The organism is Pseudomonas sp. CM27 (assembly GCF_013179515.1).
Classification (GTDB): domain Bacteria; phylum Pseudomonadota; class Gammaproteobacteria; order Pseudomonadales; family Pseudomonadaceae; genus Aquipseudomonas.
The window spans coordinates 1-18517 of sequence record NZ_JABMCN010000106.1 but is presented as its reverse complement, the minus strand read 5'-3'; the positions used below and the strand labels follow the sequence as shown (position 1 = coordinate 18517).

Annotated in this window: 19 protein-coding genes; 5 read left to right on the top strand and 14 right to left on the bottom strand. The window is 63.5% G+C overall.

Going from position 1 to position 18517, the window contains the following annotated elements:
- Positions 1 to 120 precede the first annotated feature (120 nt).
- Together HP547_RS14900 and HP547_RS14895 are read right to left on the bottom strand one after the other, a co-directional pair.
- Positions 121 to 882 carry a YdcF family protein gene (locus HP547_RS14900; RefSeq protein ID WP_172223876.1) on the bottom strand — a complete coding sequence of 254 codons (762 nt, stop codon included), beginning with the start codon at positions 880 to 882 and terminating at the stop codon, positions 121 to 123.
- Between the two features lie 133 nt (positions 883 to 1015).
- On the bottom strand, positions 1016 to 1330 hold the full coding sequence (locus tag HP547_RS14895) for a hypothetical protein (protein WP_172223871.1): 315 nt from the start codon (positions 1328 to 1330) through the stop codon (positions 1016 to 1018).
- A 226-nt stretch (positions 1331 to 1556) separates the two neighbouring features.
- Here HP547_RS14895 and leuS point away from each other — a divergent pair, with 226 nt between their 5' ends.
- The 5 genes from leuS (at position 1557) to HP547_RS14870 (ending at position 7653) form a co-directional block, all read left to right on the top strand.
- Entirely contained in the window at positions 1557 to 4163 is a 2607-nt protein-coding gene (gene leuS, locus HP547_RS14890; RefSeq protein WP_172223867.1) for a leucine--tRNA ligase, read from the top strand.
- A gap of 61 nt (positions 4164 to 4224) precedes the next feature.
- Complete coding sequence (gene lptE, locus HP547_RS14885; RefSeq protein ID WP_172286691.1) at positions 4225 to 4830, top strand: LPS assembly lipoprotein LptE; 606 nt, start codon at positions 4225 to 4227, stop codon at positions 4828 to 4830.
- Positions 4831 to 4869: 39 nt separating this feature from the next.
- Entirely contained in the window at positions 4870 to 5907 is a 1038-nt protein-coding gene (gene holA / locus HP547_RS14880; RefSeq protein ID WP_172286690.1) for a DNA polymerase III subunit delta, read from the top strand.
- 204 nt (positions 5908 to 6111) lie between these two features.
- Positions 6112 to 6276: an alternative ribosome rescue factor ArfA gene (gene arfA / locus HP547_RS14875; protein WP_012274368.1), complete on the top strand. Its 165-nt coding sequence runs from the start codon at positions 6112 to 6114 to the stop codon at positions 6274 to 6276.
- Positions 6277 to 6336: 60 nt separating this feature from the next.
- Positions 6337 to 7653: a lytic murein transglycosylase gene (locus HP547_RS14870; RefSeq protein WP_172223854.1), complete on the top strand. Its 1317-nt coding sequence runs from the start codon at positions 6337 to 6339 to the stop codon at positions 7651 to 7653.
- 132 nt (positions 7654 to 7785) lie between these two features.
- Here the strand turns inward: HP547_RS14870 and HP547_RS14865 are convergent, their stop codons facing one another.
- The 12 genes from HP547_RS14865 to HP547_RS14810 form a co-directional block, all read right to left on the bottom strand.
- Positions 7786 to 8724 carry an LD-carboxypeptidase gene (locus tag HP547_RS14865; protein ID WP_172223851.1) on the bottom strand — a complete coding sequence of 313 codons (939 nt, stop codon included), beginning with the start codon at positions 8722 to 8724 and terminating at the stop codon, positions 7786 to 7788.
- A gap of 110 nt (positions 8725 to 8834) precedes the next feature.
- On the bottom strand, positions 8835 to 9851 hold the full coding sequence (gene lipA / locus HP547_RS14860; protein ID WP_256676344.1) for a lipoyl synthase: 1017 nt from the start codon (positions 9849 to 9851) through the stop codon (positions 8835 to 8837).
- Between the two features lie 2 nt (positions 9852 to 9853).
- Positions 9854 to 10501, bottom strand: a complete 648-nt coding sequence (gene lipB / locus HP547_RS14855; RefSeq protein ID WP_172223847.1) for a lipoyl(octanoyl) transferase LipB — start codon at positions 10499 to 10501, stop codon at positions 9854 to 9856.
- A complete protein-coding gene (locus tag HP547_RS14850) occupies positions 10501 to 10776 on the bottom strand; it encodes a DUF493 domain-containing protein (RefSeq protein ID WP_172286689.1) in 276 nt (91 codons plus the stop codon). The genes lipB and HP547_RS14850 overlap by 1 nt, the downstream gene beginning before the upstream one ends.
- A gap of 73 nt (positions 10777 to 10849) precedes the next feature.
- Positions 10850 to 12010 (bottom strand): D-alanyl-D-alanine carboxypeptidase family protein, encoded by a 1161-nt coding sequence (locus HP547_RS14845; protein ID WP_172223839.1) that lies wholly within the window; start codon positions 12008 to 12010, stop codon positions 10850 to 10852.
- A 332-nt stretch (positions 12011 to 12342) separates the two neighbouring features.
- Positions 12343 to 13344: a septal ring lytic transglycosylase RlpA family protein gene (locus HP547_RS14840; protein ID WP_172286688.1), complete on the bottom strand. Its 1002-nt coding sequence runs from the start codon at positions 13342 to 13344 to the stop codon at positions 12343 to 12345.
- Positions 13344 to 14354, bottom strand: coding sequence for a lytic murein transglycosylase B (gene mltB, locus HP547_RS14835; RefSeq protein ID WP_172223832.1), 1011 nt, complete (start codon positions 14352 to 14354; stop codon positions 13344 to 13346). Before mltB ends, HP547_RS14840 begins: the two co-directional genes overlap by 1 nt.
- A 17-nt stretch (positions 14355 to 14371) precedes the next feature.
- Positions 14372 to 15475 carry a rod shape-determining protein RodA gene (gene rodA / locus HP547_RS14830; protein WP_056796665.1) on the bottom strand — a complete coding sequence of 368 codons (1104 nt, stop codon included), beginning with the start codon at positions 15473 to 15475 and terminating at the stop codon, positions 14372 to 14374.
- Between the two features lie 38 nt (positions 15476 to 15513).
- Positions 15514 to 17403, bottom strand: coding sequence for a penicillin-binding protein 2 (gene mrdA, locus HP547_RS14825; protein ID WP_172223828.1), 1890 nt, complete (start codon positions 17401 to 17403; stop codon positions 15514 to 15516).
- Positions 17404 to 17419: 16 nt separating this feature from the next.
- Positions 17420 to 17887 (bottom strand): 23S rRNA (pseudouridine(1915)-N(3))-methyltransferase RlmH, encoded by a 468-nt coding sequence (gene rlmH, locus HP547_RS14820; protein ID WP_003249722.1) that lies wholly within the window; start codon positions 17885 to 17887, stop codon positions 17420 to 17422.
- 10 nt (positions 17888 to 17897) lie between these two features.
- Complete coding sequence (rsfS, locus tag HP547_RS14815) at positions 17898 to 18317, bottom strand: ribosome silencing factor (RefSeq protein WP_172223824.1); 420 nt, start codon at positions 18315 to 18317, stop codon at positions 17898 to 17900.
- 43 nt (positions 18318 to 18360) lie between these two features.
- Positions 18361 to 18517 (bottom strand): nicotinate-nicotinamide nucleotide adenylyltransferase (locus HP547_RS14810; protein ID WP_372242896.1); only part of this gene is annotated, 157 nt, incomplete at its 5' end.

Here is an 18517-nt window from a genome sequence, read left to right as displayed (position 1 = left end):
CCTGTACCGGCCTCTTCGCGGGTGAACCCGCTCCCACAGGTACACCGCAGGCCATGGGTTTGTGCGGTCTCTGTGGGAGCGGGTTCACCCGCGAAGAGGCCGGTACAGGCAACACAAGGCTCAATAGAACAACCGGTACCCCACCAGCCCCACCACTTCATTGAACAACTGCCCGCTCTGCCACATCGCCCGGCTCTCGGGCAGCAAGCCGGCGAACGGCCGGGCATGATCGCGTCCAAGGAAACCCACCGGCGCCGGTACCACCTCGAACCCCGCCTGCTCGAAGCTCCAGCGCGAGCGCTGCATGTGCCAGGCCTGGGTCACCACCACCACCCGGCGAATGCCCAACGGCTGCAGTACCTGCGCCGTCAGCCGGGCGTTTTCCCAAGTAGTGCGGCTACCCTCTTCCTGCCACTTCACCGCCACGCCGAAGTCAGCCTGCAACCGGTCAGCCATCAGCCGTGCCTCGCTCGGCGGGGTGCCATAGTGCAACCCGCCACTGGTCAGCACAGGCAAGCCCGAGGCCTTGGCCAGCTGCGCGGCAAAGCGCATGCGCTCCAGGGCGGTGGCCGTGGGCTGGTCGCTGCCGCCCCAGGCCGGGTCGCCGCGCTCACGGCCCGCGCCCAGCACCACAATTGCATCCGCCCGGCTCGCCAGGCCCGCCCAGTCAGCCACCGGCAGCGGCGGCTCGGCTTCCAGCCTGCGAGCGGTTTCCTGCACCACCAGTGGCAGGCTCATCAGCCACAGCCCGCCCAGCCCCACGGTAAAGCACAGCGCCGCCAGCCGGGGCCGCCGCGCGCGCAGCCACCAGGCCGCAAGCAGCAGCAGGAACAGGATGCCCGGCGGCATCAACCATTGTTTGATGAAGAATCGGATTGGCATCGGCTACACCTCCTTGGCAGGCGTGCAGCCTAGAAGGATCGACACCGGTCAACAAGGGTGTGGCCGGTGCCGATCATAAGATGTGTAGTGATGAACAACCGGCGCGATGGCCTGCGCCTGGCGACCTGAACGGCTAACGATGTGGCAGCGTCCTGGATTTCGCCGTGCTGGCGGTGCGTTTTTTGTCCTTTAGCCAGATGATCTTTGCCGATGCCGGCTCCGCTTGTGGGTAACTGCCGACAGGGCCATCGTGGCGCTCAGGAAGGGAATCCAGATACGCCTTGATCACTTCGAACTCCGCGTGGCTCAGGCCACTCAGCTCCAGTTCGGCTGGCTTCTCGTCGCGCAATCGCACCGAGGTCCTGGCCACTTCCAGTGCCAGGCCAAGCCGGTCGATCAGGCGTTCGTAAAGCTCCGGTCTGCTTGCGGTCAGCTGCGTCTCTCCCATCCGTTCACCTCATTGAAGATAAGAATATCTCCCCCACACCTGAGCTTAGCGTCGCTGCAAAAACCGGCGATGTGCCGCGACCAGCGGGCATTCGCAACGAAGGTTTCCCACGATGCGCAGCGCTGCTGTATGCTACGGCGTTCACTCTAAACGACACCGGAGTGCCGGACGCAGCGAGGTTCCGCTGCCTGGAACAAGGTCTCTTCTCTCTCAGCCAAAAGTAGCCATGCACGAACAATACACGCCCCGTGATATCGAAGCCGCCGCCCAGAACTTCTGGGACGAGCAACAATCGTTCGCTGTTACCGAACAGCCAGGCAAAGACACCTACTATTGCCTATCGATGTTCCCGTATCCGAGCGGCAAGCTACACATGGGCCACGTGCGCAACTACACCATCGGTGACGTGATTGCCCGCTACCAGCGCATGCTGGGCAAGAACGTCCTGCAGCCGATGGGCTGGGACGCTTTCGGCATGCCCGCGGAAAACGCGGCGATGAAAAACAACGTCGCCCCGGCCAAGTGGACCTACGAAAACATCGACTACATGAAGACCCAGCTGCAGAGCCTGGGCCTGGCCATCGACTGGGCACGTGAAGTGACCACCTGCAAGCCCGACTACTACCGTTGGGAGCAGTGGCTGTTCACCCGCCTGTTCGAGAAAGGCATCATCTACCGCAAGAACGGTACCGTGAACTGGGACCCGGCGGACCAGACCGTACTGGCCAACGAACAGGTCATCGACGGCCGTGGCTGGCGTTCGGGCGCGCTGATCGAGAAGCGCGAAATCCCGATGTACTACTTCCGCATCACCGACTACGCCGACGAGCTGCTGGAAAGCCTCGACGAGCTGCCGGGCTGGCCTGAGCAGGTCAAGACCATGCAGCGCAACTGGATCGGCAAGTCGCGCGGCATGGAAGTGCAGTTCCCGTTCGACCAGGCCAGCATCGGCCACGAAGGCACCCTCAAGGTCTTCACTACCCGTCCCGACACGCTGATGGGCGCCACCTACGTCGCCGTCGCCGCCGAACACCCGCTGGCCACCCAGGCCGCGCAGGGCAACCCGGCGTTGCAGGCGTTCATCGACGAGTGCAAGAGCGGCAGCGTCGCCGAAGCCGACATGGCCACCCAGGAGAAGAAGGGCATGGCCACTTCCCTGCTGGTCGAGCACCCGTTGACCGGCGAGAAGCTGCCGGTGTGGGTCGCCAACTACGTGCTGATGCACTACGGTGACGGCGCCGTCATGGCGGTACCCGCCCACGACGAGCGCGACTTCGAGTTCGCCCACAAGTACAACCTGCCGGTCAAGGCAGTGGTACGCACCAGTGCTGGCGATGAAGTGGGCAGCGAATGGCAGGTCGCCTATGGCGAGCACGGCCAGCTTATCAACTCCGCCGAATTCGACGGCCTGGACTTCGCTGGCGCCTTCGACGCCATCGAAGCCGCGCTCATCCGCAAGCAACTGGGCAAGTCGCGCACCCAGTTCCGCCTGCGCGACTGGGGCATCAGCCGCCAGCGCTACTGGGGCTGCCCGATCCCGATCATCCACTGCCCGTCCTGCGGCGACGTACCGGTGCCGGAAGACCAGCTGCCGGTTACCCTGCCAGAAAACGTGGTGCCGGACGGCGCCGGTTCGCCACTGGCGCGCATGCCTGAATTCTACGAATGCAGCTGCCCGAAATGTGGCACCGCGGCCAAGCGCGAAACCGACACCATGGACACCTTCGTCGAGTCGTCCTGGTACTTCGCCCGCTACGCTTCGCCAAACTACGACAAAGGCCTGGTAGACCCGAAAGCCGCCAACCACTGGCTGCCTGTCGACCAGTACATCGGCGGCATCGAACACGCGATCCTACACCTGCTGTACGCGCGCTTCTTCCACAAGCTGATGCGCGACGAAGGCCTGGTCACGTCCAACGAGCCGTTCAAGAACCTGCTGACCCAGGGCATGGTCGTCGCCGAAACCTACTACCGCGTCGCCAGCAACGGCGGCAAGGACTGGTTCAACCCGGCCGACGTCGAACTCGAACGCGATGCCAAGGCCAAGATCATCGGCGCACGGCTGAAGACCGACGGCCTGCCGGTGGAAATCGGCGGCACCGAGAAGATGTCCAAGTCGAAGAACAACGGCGTCGACCCGCAGTCGATGATCGAGGCTTACGGTGCCGACACCTGCCGCCTGTTCATGATGTTCGCTTCGCCGCCCGACATGAGCCTGGAATGGTCCGACTCCGGCGTCGAAGGCGCAAGCCGCTTCCTGCGTCGCGTCTGGCGCCTGGCCCAGGCCCACGTCAACCAGGGCCTGCCGGGCAAACTGGACCTCGCCAGCCTGAGCGACGAGCAGAAGGTCATCCGCCGTGCCATCCACGCGGCGATCAAGCAGGCCAGCACCGATGTGGGTCAGTACCACAAGTTCAACACCGCCATCGCCCAGGTGATGACCGTGATGAACGTGCTGGAAAAGGCCCCGCAAGCCACCGAGCAGGACCGTGCCCTGCTGCACGAAGGCCTGGAGGCCGTGACCCTGCTGCTGGCGCCGATCACCCCGCACATTTCCCACGAGCTGTGGAATGCGTTGGGCCATCAGCAAGCTGTCATCGATGCCACCTGGCCTGCGGTCGACGAAGGCGCCCTGGTACAGGACACCGTCACCCTCGTGGTACAGGTCAACGGCAAGCTGCGTGGCCAGGTCGAAATGCCTGCTGCCGCCAGCCGCGAAGAAATCGAAGCCGCCGCCCGCAGCAACGAGAATGTCCTGCGCTTCATCGATGGCCTGACCATCCGCAAGGTCATCGTCGTGCCGGGCAAACTGGTCAACATCGTCGCCAACTGATGGCAACGCCCACCTGCAGTCGATGCGGGTGGGCGGTATCGGCCCACAAGGGAGCAACAACATGATCAAACGCAATCTGCTGGTGATGGGCCTGGCCATCATGCTCAGCGCCTGCGGTTTCCAGCTGCGCGGTACCGGTACCAACGAGCTGAGCATCAAGGAAATGGACGTCAGCGCGCGCAATGCCTACGGGGATACCGTGACCCAGCTGCGCCAGGTGCTGCAACGTAGTGGCGTCAATGTGCACACCGGCGCGCCCTACCGCCTGGTGCTGACCGACGAGCAGGAGCGCGAGCGTTCGGCAAGCTACAACAGCGGTAACCGCACCGCCGAATACGAACTGACCACAGCCCTCAACTACAGCATCCAGGGCCTGAACAACCTGGAACTGATGAGCGACAAGCTGGAAGTGCGCAAGGTCTACGTACGTGACGGCTCGAACATCACCGGCTCCGAACAGGAAGCCAAGCGCGCCCGCGAGGAAATGCGCCGCGACCTGGTCAACGCCATGGTTGTCCGCCTGCAGCAGCTGACCCCTTCGCAGCTGGACGAACTGCAGCGCAAGGCCGATGAACGTGCGCAGGCCGAGGCCGCCGCGCTGGAGGCTGCTCGCCGCCAGCAGGCCGAAACGCCTCAGCAGTCACCACTGGAACTGCCGGGCAACTAAGCCCGCGCGGGGCACCCCAGGGTGCCCTGCCTTTTTCCCATGAAGCTCGCCCCCGCCCAACTCAACAAGCACCTGCAAGGCGCCCTGGCACCGGTCTACGTGGTCAGCGGCGATGACCCGCTGCTGTGCCAGGAAGCCGCCGACGCCATCCGCAACGCCGCGCGTCGGCAAGGCTTCGACGAACGCCAGGTGTTCAGTGCCGACGCCAACTTCGACTGGGGCACGCTGCTCCAGGCCGGGGCCAGCCTGTCCCTGTTCGCCCAGCGCCGCCTGCTGGAACTGCGCCTGCCCTCGGGCAAGCCCGGTGACAAGGGCGCGGCGGCCCTGATGGAATACTGCGCCAAGCCCGCCGAGGACACGCTGCTGCTCGTCAGCCTGCCCAAACTCGACGGCAGCGCGCAGAAGACCAAATGGGGCAAGGCCCTGATTGAAGGCGCCCATTGCCAGTTCATCCAGATCTGGCCGGTGGATGCCCAGCAGCTGCCGCAGTGGATCAACCAGCGCCTGCAGCAGGCCGGCCTGACGGCACAGCGTGACGCCGTCGACCTGATCGCCGCACGCGTCGAAGGCAACCTGCTGGCTGCGGCGCAGGAAATCGAAAAGCTCAAACTGCTTGCAGACGGCAACCAGATCACCGTCGAAACCGTGCAGGCCGCCGTCGCCGACAGCGCCCGCTTCGATGTCTTCGGCCTGGTCGACGCCATTCTCAATGGCGAAGCCGCGCATGCCCTGCGCATGCTCGAAGGCTTGCGCGGTGAGGGCGTGGAGCCGCCGGTGATTCTCTGGGCCCTGGCCCGGGAACTGCGCCAGCTGGCCGGCCTGGCCCAGCAATTCAGCCAAGGCGTGCCGCTGGACAAGGCTTTCAGCCAGGCCCGCCCGCCCGTCTGGGACAAACGTCGACCGCTGGTCAGCAAAGCCCTGCAACGCCTGTCCGCACAGCGCTGGGCACAGCTGCTGCAGGACGCCCAGCGTATCGATGCGCAGATCAAGGGGCAGGCCGAAGGCTCGCCCTGGACCGGGCTTTCGCGGCTGTCATTGCTGATGGCTGGTCAGCGCCTGGCGCTTCCTCCTGAATAACACCCCTCCTCTGTGGGAGCGGGCATGCCCGCGAATCAGGCGGCGCGGTGGATGGCACCGGCTTCGCCGGTGTTCGCGGGCTCGCCCGCTCCCACAGTATTACGTGGCAGTGCCACCACCCCACCCATATACACAATCAATTGGCCCCACCCCGCCCCGAAGCCTAAAGTGCGCCCCGAAACCCACCCACCACGGGAACCCGCCATGAGCAAAAAGCCGAAAAAACACGGCCCTAACAAGGCCAAGTCGATCATCGCCCAGCCACTGTTCCGCTGCCGCCAGGAACAACCGGACAAGGGCAAAGGCAGCTACCGCCGCGAAGCCTTCCAATCGAGAGATTGGGAGGCTTCCTACTTTTTGGCGGCATGAAAGCATCGCAAGCGCAGGCATGGTATGGTCGACACCTGACCTGCAATTCTGGATCTGTGCATGCTCTTCCGTCTTCTCCCCCGTTGGGAAACCCGCCAGCTGATCGCGGCCTCCAGCTTCATTCTGCTCGTTGCCTGCGCGGAAAAACCCACCGCAGCAGACGCACTGCCGCTGGCTCCTGCGCAACCCGCGCCAGTGGTAACCGTGCCCGGCGCAACGCCAGACGCCAGTACTGAAATCCAGCCGCTGCAAACCTTCGCCCAATGGCAGGCAGGCTTCCGCCAGCAGGCCCTGCAGGCCGGCATTTCACCCAGCACATTCGACCGCGCCTTCCTCGGCGTCACGCCCGACATGGACGTGATCAAGGCCGACCGCAGCCAGCCTGAGTTCAGCCGCCCGGTATGGGAATACCTGGAAGGCGCCCTGTCGCCCCTGCGCGTGCGCAACGGCAAGAAGCTGCTGGAGCAGAACGCCGAGTTGCTGACGCGCCTCGAGCAGCGCTATGGCGTCGACCGCCAGGTGCTGGTGTCGGTGTGGGGCATGGAGAGCAATTTCGGCCAGTTCCAGGGCAGCAAGTCGGTGATCCGCTCGCTGGCCACCCTGGCCTATGAGGGCCGTCGGCCGCAGTTCGCCCAGGACCAGCTGATTGCCGCCCTGCAGATCATCCAGCACGGCGACATTCAGCCAGAGGCCATGCGTGGCTCGTGGGCCGGTGCCATGGGCCAGACCCAGTTCATTCCGACCACCTACAACACCCATGCCGTCGACTTCGACGGCGATGGCCGCCGCGACATCTGGAACAGCACACCAGATGCCCTGGCCTCTACCGCGCACTACCTGCAGAGCTCGGGCTGGAAACAAGGCCAGCCGTGGGGCTTCGAGGTACAGGTGCCGGCTGGTTTCGACTTCTGGCAGGCCGATGGCGCGTTGCGCAAGCCGGTAAGCGAGTGGCTGGCGATGGGTGTGAAACTGCCTGCAGGCACCCAACTGCCGGCAAACAGCAACCAGCTGTCTGCCGCCCTGCTGCTGCCTGCGGGCGCACGTGGCCCGGCATTCCTGGTGCTGGACAACTTCCGCGCCATCCTCAAGTACAACAACTCGTCATCTTATGCGCTGGCGGTAAGCCTGTTGGGGGATCGCTTCAGCGGCTGGGGGTTCATTGCCGGCAGCTGGCCAAAAGAAGACCTGCCGCTCAGCCGCAGCGAACGCATGGAACTGCAGAACTTGCTGAACAGCAGCGGGCATGAGGCGGGGAATGCAGATGGCATTATCGGGGCGAATACCCGCAAGGCCATTCGTAACGCCCAGCAAGGGTTGGGGTGGCCGGCGGACGGGTATCCGACCCATAAGCTGCTTGAGAGCCTGCGTAGCCAGTGAGATTGCCGGGGGCGCTCTGCGCCCCATCGCCGGCAAGCCAGCCCCCACAGGGATATCATAGGCCTGACAGGCAGCACAGGACCTGTGGGAGCTGGCTTGCCGGCGATGGGCTGCAACGCAGCCCCGACAATCTCAGGCCCTGAACAGGTCCTGCTCCAACACCAAGCTTTGCTGACCACTGTCCAGCCTCACCCGGGCCCCCATCGGCAAGCACACATTCGGGTCACAATGCCCACTGCGCCACCCCGCCAGCACCGGTACACCCAGTGTCCCGAAAGTATCCTCCAGCAAAGGCGTCAGCGCCGCCGTGGTGATCCCGGCAAAATCCCCCACCAGCACCCCTCTCAACCCGTCCAGCTTGCCCGCCAGACGCATCTGGGTCAGCAGGCGGTCCACCCGGTACAGCGGCTCGTTGACGTCCTCGATAAACAGTATGCAGCCCTGCGTGTCCAGCTCGGCAACCGTCCCCATGGTCGCCCCCAGCATCGACAGGTTTCCCCCCAGCAGCGGCCCACTGGCCGCGCCCGGCAACACGCTGCTCAAGGGGAAGGCGGGCGGATGCACCACCTGATCACCTGCCCTTAGATGCCCACCCAGTTGCGCCAGCAACGAAGCCTCGGTCGGCTGCAACTTACCCCCCAGCAGATCGGCGTTGAGCATCCCGCCATGAAAGCTGACAAGCCCGGTGCGCCGGTAGATAGCCATCTGCAGCGCAGTGATGTCGCTGTAACCGATCAGCGGCTTGGGGTGACGACGGATCAACTCATAATCGATTTTGTCCAGCAGCCGCATGCTGCCGTAGCCGCCGCGCATGCACAGGATGGCGTCGATGGCAGGGTCGGCGAAGGCGTCGTGCAAGTCTTGCAGCCGCTGCTGGTCGCTGCCCGCCAGGTAGCCCTGGGCCTGGCTCGCCCCCGGGTAGATACGGCAGCGGTAACCACGGTCGGCAAACCACTCGCCGGCCTTCTGAGTATCCAGGCGCGCCGGCCCCGCCGGCGCGATGACCGCAAAGCAGGCATCCTTGTGGATGGCCCTGGGCAATGGTGCGTGAACGCTATCGACACAATTCATCATGCAGCTCCAGACATCTTGTCGCGTGTAGCTTATGGCTTGCAGCCCACAAACAAAAATGCCGATGTTGCCCTTTCGGCAAACATCGGCATTTTGGCATCAAGCCCGGCTCAGAGCTTGATCTTGGCCTCGTGCGCCTGCTGGTCGGCGTGGTACGAAGAACGCACCAACGGGCCGGAAGCGACGTTCTTGAAGCCCATCTTGTAACCTTCTTCGGCGAACCAGGCGAAGGTGTCCGGGTGCACAAAACGCTGCACCGGCAAGTGGCTGCGCGACGGCTGCAGGTACTGGCCGAGGGTGAGCATGTCGATGTCATGCTCGCGCATGCGGTGCATCACTTCGATCACTTCTTCGTCGGTTTCGCCCAGGCCGAGCATCAGGCCCGATTTGGTCGGTACGTGCGGCACCATCTGCTTGAACTTCTGCAGCAGGTCCAGCGACCAGTCGTAGTCCGAACCCGGACGCGCGGCCTTGTACAGACGCGGTACGGTCTCGAGGTTGTGGTTGAACACATCCGGCGGCTCTTGCGCAGTGATTTCCAGGGCAACGTCCATGCGGCCGCGGTAGTCCGGCACCAGGGTTTCCAGCTGCACGCCAGGCGACAGCTTGCGGATTTCACGAATGCAGTCGGCAAAGTGCTGGGCACCGCCGTCACGCAGATCGTCGCGGTCCACCGAGGTGATCACCACGTACTTCAGGCGCAGGTCGGCAATCGCTACCGCCAGGTTCATCGGCTCGTCGACGTCCAGTGGTTTCGGTCGGCCGTGGCCAACGTCACAGAACGGGCAACGACGGGTGCAGATGTCACCCATGATCATGAAGGTGGCGGTACCACCCGAGAAGCACTCGCCCAGGTTCGGGCAGGAGGCTTCTTCGCAGACGCTGTGCAGCTTGTGCTTGCGCAGCAGCTGCTTGATGCGGTCTACCTCGGGCGAAACCGGGATGCGCACGCGAATCCAGTCGGGCTTTTTCGGCAGCTCGTCGGTTGGGATGATTTTTACCGGGATGCGCGCGACCTTGTCGGCGCCACGCAGTTTTACCCCAGCTTCCACCTTCTTCGGCGCAGGGCGCGGGGTAGCATCCTGGGTGGGTATCAGGTTCGGCACGGCTTCTTGCACAGTTGTCATATTCAGTCGATTCCGCCCGTGAGGGTCGTCTGCTCAGCGTAGTCGAGGTGCTTGACCAGCTGTCCGCGCAGCCTTGTCCTGACCTCGTCGAGTTCGATCGGACCTGCCAGGTCGCGCAGCTGGGTCATGGCCAGCCCCGCATAGCCGCAGGGGTTGATTCGGCGGAATGGCGCGAGGTCCATGTCCACGTTCAGGGCAAGGCCGTGAAACGAACGGCCGTTGCGAATTCGCAGGCCGAGGGAGGCGATTTTCGCTCCATCGACATAGACGCCCGGAGCATCGGGCTTGGCCGCGGCCTGGACCGCGTAACTGCCGAGCAGGTCGATGAGCGTGAGCTCGATACGGCTGACCAGCTCGCGCACCCCATAGCCCAGCCGGCGCACATCCAGCAGCAGGTAGGCTACCAACTGCCCGGGGCCATGGTAGGTCACCTGGCCGCCGCGGTCGGTCTGCACCACCGGGATATCGCCCGGCACCAGCAGGTGCTCGGCCTTGCCAGCCTGGCCCTGGGTGAAGACTGCGGGGTGCTCGACCAGCCAGACTTCATCCTGGCTGTCCGGAGTGCGCTGCTCGGTGAAGCGACGCATGGCTTCCAGCACCGGTTCGTAGGGCTGCAGGCCAAGCTCGCGAAAACCGAGGCAGGCGGACATCAGAGCACCATTTTCACGATGCCGGTAGCGCGCAAAGCGCTATTGATATCGTGCAGCTGGTCCTCGCTGGTGGCAACGATGTGCAGCTGCACCGTGGTGTACTTGCCTTCCTTGCTCTGACGCTCGGCCAACGTGGTCATGTCGACTTCGGCGTACTTCCTGAGAATCTCGATCACCGTGTCCTTGAAATTGACCACGGTATCGCCGATGACCTTGATCGGGTAATCGGCGCAGGGGAATTCGATCTTGTGCGACTTTACGTCTGGTTCGCTCATGGCGGAAACGGCCTCGTAAGCCGTGGCAACAACAACGCCCCCGCGAAACGCGCGGGGGCATGCAGGTCACGTATCAGTTGAACAACCCGTAGAAGAATAGACGGATGCTATCCCACATACGGCGGAAGAAACCACCTTCCTCGACGCCATCGAGGGCGATCAGGTCGGCGCTGTGAACCACTTGCTCGTCCAGTTTGACTTCCACTTTGCCGATCACGTCACCTTTGGCGATAGGCGCGGTGAGCTGCGGGTTCATGGTCATCGAAGCCTGCAGGCGCTTCAATTGGCCTTTAGGCATGGTCATGGTCAGGTCTTCGGCCAGGCCGGCCTTGACAATGCCGGTCGCGCCCTTCCAGACCGGTGCCTGGGTCAGCTCGGTACCCTTCTGGTAGAAGGTCTGGGTTTCGAAGAAGCGGAAGCCGTAGGTCAGCAGCTTCTGGGTCTCGGCAGCACGCGACTGCTCGCTGTTGGTACCGAACACCACGGCGATCAGGCGCTGGCCGTCACGAACGGCCGAAGCCACCATGCAGTAGCCGGCTTCGTCGGTGTGGCCGGTTTTCAGGCCATCCACGGTCTTGTCGCGCCACAGCAGCAGGTTGCGGTTAGGCTGCTTGATGTTGTTCCAGAAGAACTCTTTCTGCGAGTAGATGGCGTAGTGGGCCGGGTCGACGTTGATGATCGCACGGGCCAGGGTCGCCATATCATGGGCCGACGAGTAGTGCTCCGGGTTCGGCAGGCCGGTCGGGTTCATGAAGTGGCTGTTGCTCATGCCCAGGTCGGCAGCCGTTTTGTTCATCATGTCGGCGAAGGCATCTTCGCTGCCGGCGATGTGCTCGGACAGGGCCACCGAGGCGTCGTTGCCGGACTGGATGATGATGCCGTGCAGCAGGTCGCTGACAGTGACCTGGCTACCGACCTTGATGAACATGCGCGAACCGCCGGTACGCCAGGCGTTTTCGCTGACGGTTACCGGGTCGTTTTCACCGATTTGGCCGCGGCGGATGTCCAGGGTGGCGATGTAGGCGGTCATCAGCTTGGTCAGGCTGGCTGGCGGCAGACGCTCGTCACCGTTGTTCTCGACCAGCACGTTGCCGCTGGACGCGTCCATGAGTACGTAGGACTTGGCTGCCAGTTGCGGTGGCGCCGGCGTCATCTGCTCCGCCGCGAAGGCGGCAGGCGTGATCATCAGCAGTACAGGCAGGCAAAGTCGTTTGGCAAGGTTGGTGATGTTCATCCGTCTCTCGAAAATCGCTAATGGTCTGATGTTCCCTAGGCAAGATCATGTGCCCAGCGCCAGTCAGTCTAGTTTTATGGCCGTAGGCCTGGCCCGCCGCCGTGGTACATCAAGGTGCGGCTTTATGTCGCTGCGGGCAAAAGCGGTCATTGTACATGGCCGCGCCCGGCAATTCATGACAAAACCGACAGTTTGGTGTTGTCTTCTTCGCGGGTAAACCGGCTTCCACAGGGGCATGTGAAACCCTGTGGGAGCGGGTTCACCCGCGAACACCGGCGCAGCCGGTGCCATCCACCGCATCGCCTGCTTCGCGGGCTCGCCCGCTCCCACTGTCAGTCAGCTGTGACCAGCTTGGCCTGCCCAAGGTTCGCCAGGCGAATGCTGTCCTGCGCCTGCTGGATCTCGCCCTGGCTGCCGATCGGCCCCAGGCGCACGCGGTGCAGGGTCTGCTGGTTACGCACAATGGAACTGATGAACACCGGGGCGCTGACCATGGTACTGAGCTTGGAGCGCAGCAGCTCGGCAGCATCCGGGTTGGCGAAGGCGCCGACCTGCAGGAAGCTTCCGGCATTGCCGCCCGGCACATTGTTGCCGCCGACCTGCACCGGCACCACTGGCGCCGCGTGCTGCTGCGGTGGCGGGGTCCATTGCTCGACGCGCCCGGTGCTGGCAGGCAGCGCCTGGGTCTGCGCCACTTGCGGCTCCTTGAGCACCATCGGTGGCGTCTGGCCACGCTGGGCCCACCATTGCTGCGGGTCGATGCCCTCGACGCGCACGTGTGCGGTGCCGATTTCGGCGTAACCGAGCTTTTTCGCCGCAGCGTAAGACAAGTCGATGATGCGGTCGGAATAGAACGGGCCACGGTCATTCACCCGCAGCACCACGCTGCGGCCGTTGGCCAGGTTGGTCACCCGCACATAGGCCGGCAGCGGCAGGGTCTTGTGCGCCGCACTCATGCCATACAGGTCATACAGCTCACCATTGGCGGTGTTCTGGCCGTGGAACTTGGTGCCGTACCACGACGCGGTGCCTTCGGCGCGGTAGTTGCGCGACTCCTGCATCGGGTAGTAGGTCTTGCCCAGCACCGTGTACGGGTTGGCCTTGTAGTTGCCAGTGTGCACAGTTGGCGTGGCGTCGGGAATCTTGTTGACGTCCACGTCCCACCACGGCGCGCCGTCCTTGTGCGCGCGGTTGATATCCAGGCCTGGCTGGGTGCGCACGACGTTGCCACTGCTTTGCTGGGCCGGACGATTGGAAGAGCAGCTGGCCAGCACCACGCCAACGGCGAGGCAGGTGAGCAGCTTGAAGGAATTGGCAGAGATGATTGCGCGCATTACTTGACGCCCCGTGCTTGGACCAGCTGTTCGGCAAGCTGATGCACCGCCATGGCATACATCACGCTGCGGTTGTAGCGAGTGATCGCGTAGAAGTTTTTCAGGCCCATCCAGTACTCGGGCCCATTGTCGCCCTCGAGACGGAAGGCGGTAACCGGCAGATCATCGCGCAGCGAATCATGAACCGACCAGCCAAGGCCGCGCAACTCCCCTACCGTCTTGACCGGCTCGATGCCGGTGGTCAGGCCTTGGTCGGCGCGCTCGCCGTCCACCCAGGCGCGGCTGACCACACCTTCGCCGGCTACCCAGCCGTGGCGCTTGAAGTAACTGGCCACGCTGCCGATGGCGTCGTCCGGGTTGTTCCAGATATTGATGTGGCCGTCGCCGTCGAAGTCCACCGCGTAATTGCGAAAGCTGCTGGGCATGAACTGCGGCAGGCCCATGGCGCCGGCGTAGGAGCCTTTGAGCGTCAATGGGTCGAGCTGCTCCTCACGGGCCAGCAGCAGGAACTCGCGCAGCTCCTTGCGGAAGAATTCGGCCCGTGGCGGGTAGTCGAAGCCCAAGGTCGACAAGGCATCGATCACCCGGTAGTTACCGGTATTGCGACCAAAGAAGGTTTCCACGCCAATGATCGCGACGATGTACTGCGCCGGCACGCCGTATTCCTGCTCGGCACGCGCCAGCACGGCTTCATGCTGGCGCCAGAAGTCCACCCCGCGGGCAATGCGCGCATCGGTGAGGAACATCGGCCGGTAGTCCTTCCACGGCTTGACCCGTTCGGCCGGGCGCGAAATGGCGTCGAGGATCGACTGCTTGCGCTGCACTTCACGGAACACGCCCATCAGCTGCTCTGGGGCAAAACCATGGTCGCGGCTCATTTCGCCAACGAACTCGGCCACCTGGGGCGAGCGTTCGTAATCACCGGCATGGGCCAGCTGTACAGCGCCGAACAGGCCCACCGCGCCAAACCATGGCGCACAACGGGCAGCCCAGTTACGCACTGCTTGCATGAAATTCTTCACCTTATTCAAACCTGCGCGATCCATTTGCGGTGCGTATGGATCGACATCAAAACGCCAAACGCTGACAGCAGCGTCACCAACGAAGTTCCGCCATAGCTGATGAAGGGAAGCGGCACGCCCACCACGGGCAGAAGGCCGCTGACCATTCCGATATTGACGAACACGTATACAAAAAAGGTCATGGTCAAGCTGCCCGCCAGCAGCTTGCCGAACAGGGTCTGCGCCTGCGCGGTGATCACCAGGCCGCGACCGATCAGCAGCAGGTAGACGATCAGCAGCAGGCAGATCCCGACCAGGCCGAATTCCTCGCCGAGCACGGCGATGATGAAGTCGGTGTGGCTTTCCGGCAGGAAGTCCAGGTGCGACTGGGTGCCGAGCAGCCAGCCCTTGCCAAACACTCCGCCGGAGCCAATCGCGGCCTTGGACTGGATGATGTTCCAGCCAGTCCCCAAGGGATCGCTTTCCGGGTCGAGGAAGGTCAGCACCCGCTGTTTCTGGTAGTCGTGCATGACGAAGAACCACATCGCCACCGCCACCGGTACCGCAGCTGCCAGCACGCTGAGGATCCAGCGCCAGCGTAGACCACCCATGAACAGCACGAAGGCGCCGGAGGCGAGAATCAGCAGCGCCGTGCCCAGGTCGGGCTGGCGTACGATGAGGATGAAGGGCACGCCGATCAGCACCAGGCTGATCGCCACGTGCTTCAGATGCGGCGGCAAGGTGCGCTTGGACAGATACCAGGCGATGGTCGCCGGCATGATGATCTTCATGAATTCCGAGGGCTGGAAGCGGATCACCCCGGGTATGTTGATCCAGCGCGTGGCACCCATGGCGTTGTGGCCCATCACGTCCACCACCACCAGCAACAACACCCCGGCCAGGTAGGCCAGTGGCACCCAGCGGGCCATGAAACGCGGCTCCAGCTGGGCGATCACGAACATCGACACCAGGCCGATGCCGAACGAGGTGGCCTGCTTGAGCAGCAAGTCCCAGTTCTTGCCACTGGCCGAATACAGCACGAACAGGCTGCCGGCCGCGAGGGTCAGCAGAATGACCAGCAAGGGGCCGTCGATATGGATGCGCTGCAGAAAGCTGGCGCGCCGACGCATCACATCCTCACTGGAGAGCATGCGATCGAAATTGTTCATCACAAGGCCGATTCCTGGGTAACGGTGGCAGGCGCGAACTCGGGCTTGAGCCGGCCATTTTCGTCGAGCAACCAGGCGTCCATGATCTGGCGTACCACGGGCGCGGCCACACCAGAGCCGGACTCACCGTTCTCGACCATCACCGAGACCACGATCTTCGGGGCTTCGGCCGGGGCGAAAGCAACGAACAGGGCGTGGTCACGATGGCGCTCCTGGAGCTTGTTGCGGTCGTACTTCTCGCCCTGCTTGATCGCCACCACCTGGGCGGTGCCGCTCTTGCCGGCAATGCGGTACTGCGCGCCGGCCGCAGCCTTGCGCGCGGTACCACGGGCATTGTGCATCACCTGCTCCATGCCATGGGTGACCTTGGCCCAGTCGGACTTGTCACGCAGCACGATGTTGTCCATGGGGTTGTCGTCCACCGGCGGCTGGCCTTCGATGGTCTTGGCCAGGTGCGGGCGGTTCCATACGCCCTTGTTGGCAATCAGCGCAGTGGCCTGGGCCAGCTGCAGCGGCGTTGCCTGCATGTAGCCCTGGCCGATGCCGAGAATCAGGGTTTCGCCGGGGAACCAGGCCTGGCGGCGGGTGGCCCGCTTCCATTCGCGCGATGGCATCAACCCGGCGGATTCTTCGAACATGTCGAGGGAAACCCGCTGGCCGATGCCGAACTTGTTCATGTAGGTGGACAGCCGATCGATGCCCATCTTGTGCGCAAGATCGTAGAAATAGGTGTCGTTGGAACGCATGATTGCGGTGTCCAGGTCGACCCAGCCATCACCGGAACGGTTCCAGTTACGGTACTTGTGGTCGTAGTTGGGCAACTGGTAGTAACCCGGGTCGAACACTCGGCTGCCAGCATTGACCACACCACTGTCCAGGCCGGCAATGGCCACCGCCGGCTTGATGGTCGAGCCCGGCGGATACAAGCCACGCAGTACGCGGTTGAACAGCGGCCGGTCGATCGAGTCGCGCAGCTCGGCATAGGCCTTGAAGCTGATACCGGTGACGAACAGGTTGGGGTCGAAGCTCGGCTGGCTGACCATCGCCAGCACCTCGCCGGTACGCGGATCCAGCGCTACGATTGCGCCACGGCGGCCACCGAGGGCAGCTTCGGCGGCCTCCTGCAACTTGATGTCCAGGCTCAGCACAATGTCTTTGCCCGGCTTCGGGTCAGTACGCTTGAGCACCCGAAGCACGCGGCCACGGGCGTTGGTCTCGACTTCTTCGTAGCCTACCTGGCCGTGCAGATCGGGTTCGTAGAAGCGCTCGATGCCGGTCTTGCCGATATGGTGGGTGCCGCTGTAGTTCACCGGGTCGAGGGTTTTCAGCTCTTTCTCGTTGATCCGCCCCACATAACCCACCGAGTGCGCGAAATGCGCGCCCTGCGGATAGTGCCGCACCAGCTGGGCCACCACTTCCACGCCCGGCAGGCGGAACTGGTTGACCGCCACGCGGGCGATCTGTTCTTCGCTGAGCTCGAACAGTATCGGCACAGGCTCGAACGGCCGGCGACCCTGGCGCATGCGCTTCTCGAACAAGGCACGGTCGTCGGCCGTCAGCTCCAGCACTTCGACGATGTTGTCCAGCACTTCCTGCCAGTTACCTGCGCGTTCGCGGGTCATGGACAGGCTGAAGCTGGGCCGGTTGTCGGCCACAATGACGCCGTTGCGGTCAAAGATCAGCCCACGGGTCGGCGGAATCGGCTGCACATGCACCCGGTTGTTCTCCGACAGCGTCGAGTGGTAGTCGTACTGGATGATCTGCAGGTAGTACAGCCGGGCAATCAGCACGCATATAAGCAGCATGACCGCCACTGCGCCGACCACGACGCGGTTGCGCACCAGGCGGGCGTCTTTCTCGTGGTCCTTGAGACGGATCGGCTGCGACATCGGACTGCTTACAGGCTCATTTGTGGTAAGGGTGCCCGGACAACACGGTCCAGGCGCGGTAGATCTGCTCGCCGATGAGTATCCTTACCAACGGGTGCGGCAAGGTCAGCGGCGACAGCGACCAGCGTTGCTCGGCGCGCGCGCAAACCTCAGGCGCCAGGCCTTCCGGGCCGCCCACCATCAAATTCACCGTGCGCGCATCCAGGCGCCAGCGATCCAGCTCGGTCGCCAGCTGCTCGGTGCTCCAGGGCTTGCCATGGACCTCGAGGGTGACAATGCGTTCCCCAGGCTGAACCTTGCTCAGCATGGCTTCGCCCTCCTGACGGATCAGGCGGGCGACGTCGGCATTCTTGCCTCGGGTGTTCAGCGGGATTTCCACCAGCTCCAGCGACAGCTCGGCAGGCAGGCGCTTGGCATATTCATGCCAGCCTTCCTCGACCCACTTCGGCATGCGCGAGCCGACCGCGATCAGGCGCAGACGCACAGCGCTTTCCTTATTCGCGGTCTTTGAGCTTGTCGGAGTACTCGTGGGCATGCTCCGGGTTGTGGTGCTTGCCATCGGCGGCACGGCTTTGCTCGGCACCCTGCCACAGACGCTCCAGGTCGTAGAACTGGCGAGCAGCGGCAGTCATCATGTGCACGATCACATCGTTCAGGTCCAGCAGTACCCAATCGCTGTCGCCCTTGCCTTCTTCACCCAGTGGCTGGGCGCCTTTGGCCTTGACAGCTTCGCGAACCTTCTCGGCCATCGCGTTGATCTGGCGGTTGGAGGTACCGGTAGCAATGATCATGTAATCGGTCAGGCTGTGCTTCTCGCGCACGTCGATGACCTGGATGTCCTGGGCCTTGACGTCTTCCAGCGCGGCCTTGGTCACTGCGACCAGTTCTTCGCCGTAAATTTTCTGCTTGGTCATATAAAACTCGTTCAACTCGTTGGATGAGGCGCCAGAGGCGCCGTCAGTTAGGTGCACGATACAGTTCGTGCGCCTCGATGTAGGCCAGTACGGCGTCCGGCACCAGGAACCTCACCGACTTGCCGCTGGCCAGCAGCTGTCGGATCTGTGTAGCCGACACCGCAAGCGGCGTCTGCCAGACGAACGAAATATTTCCCGCC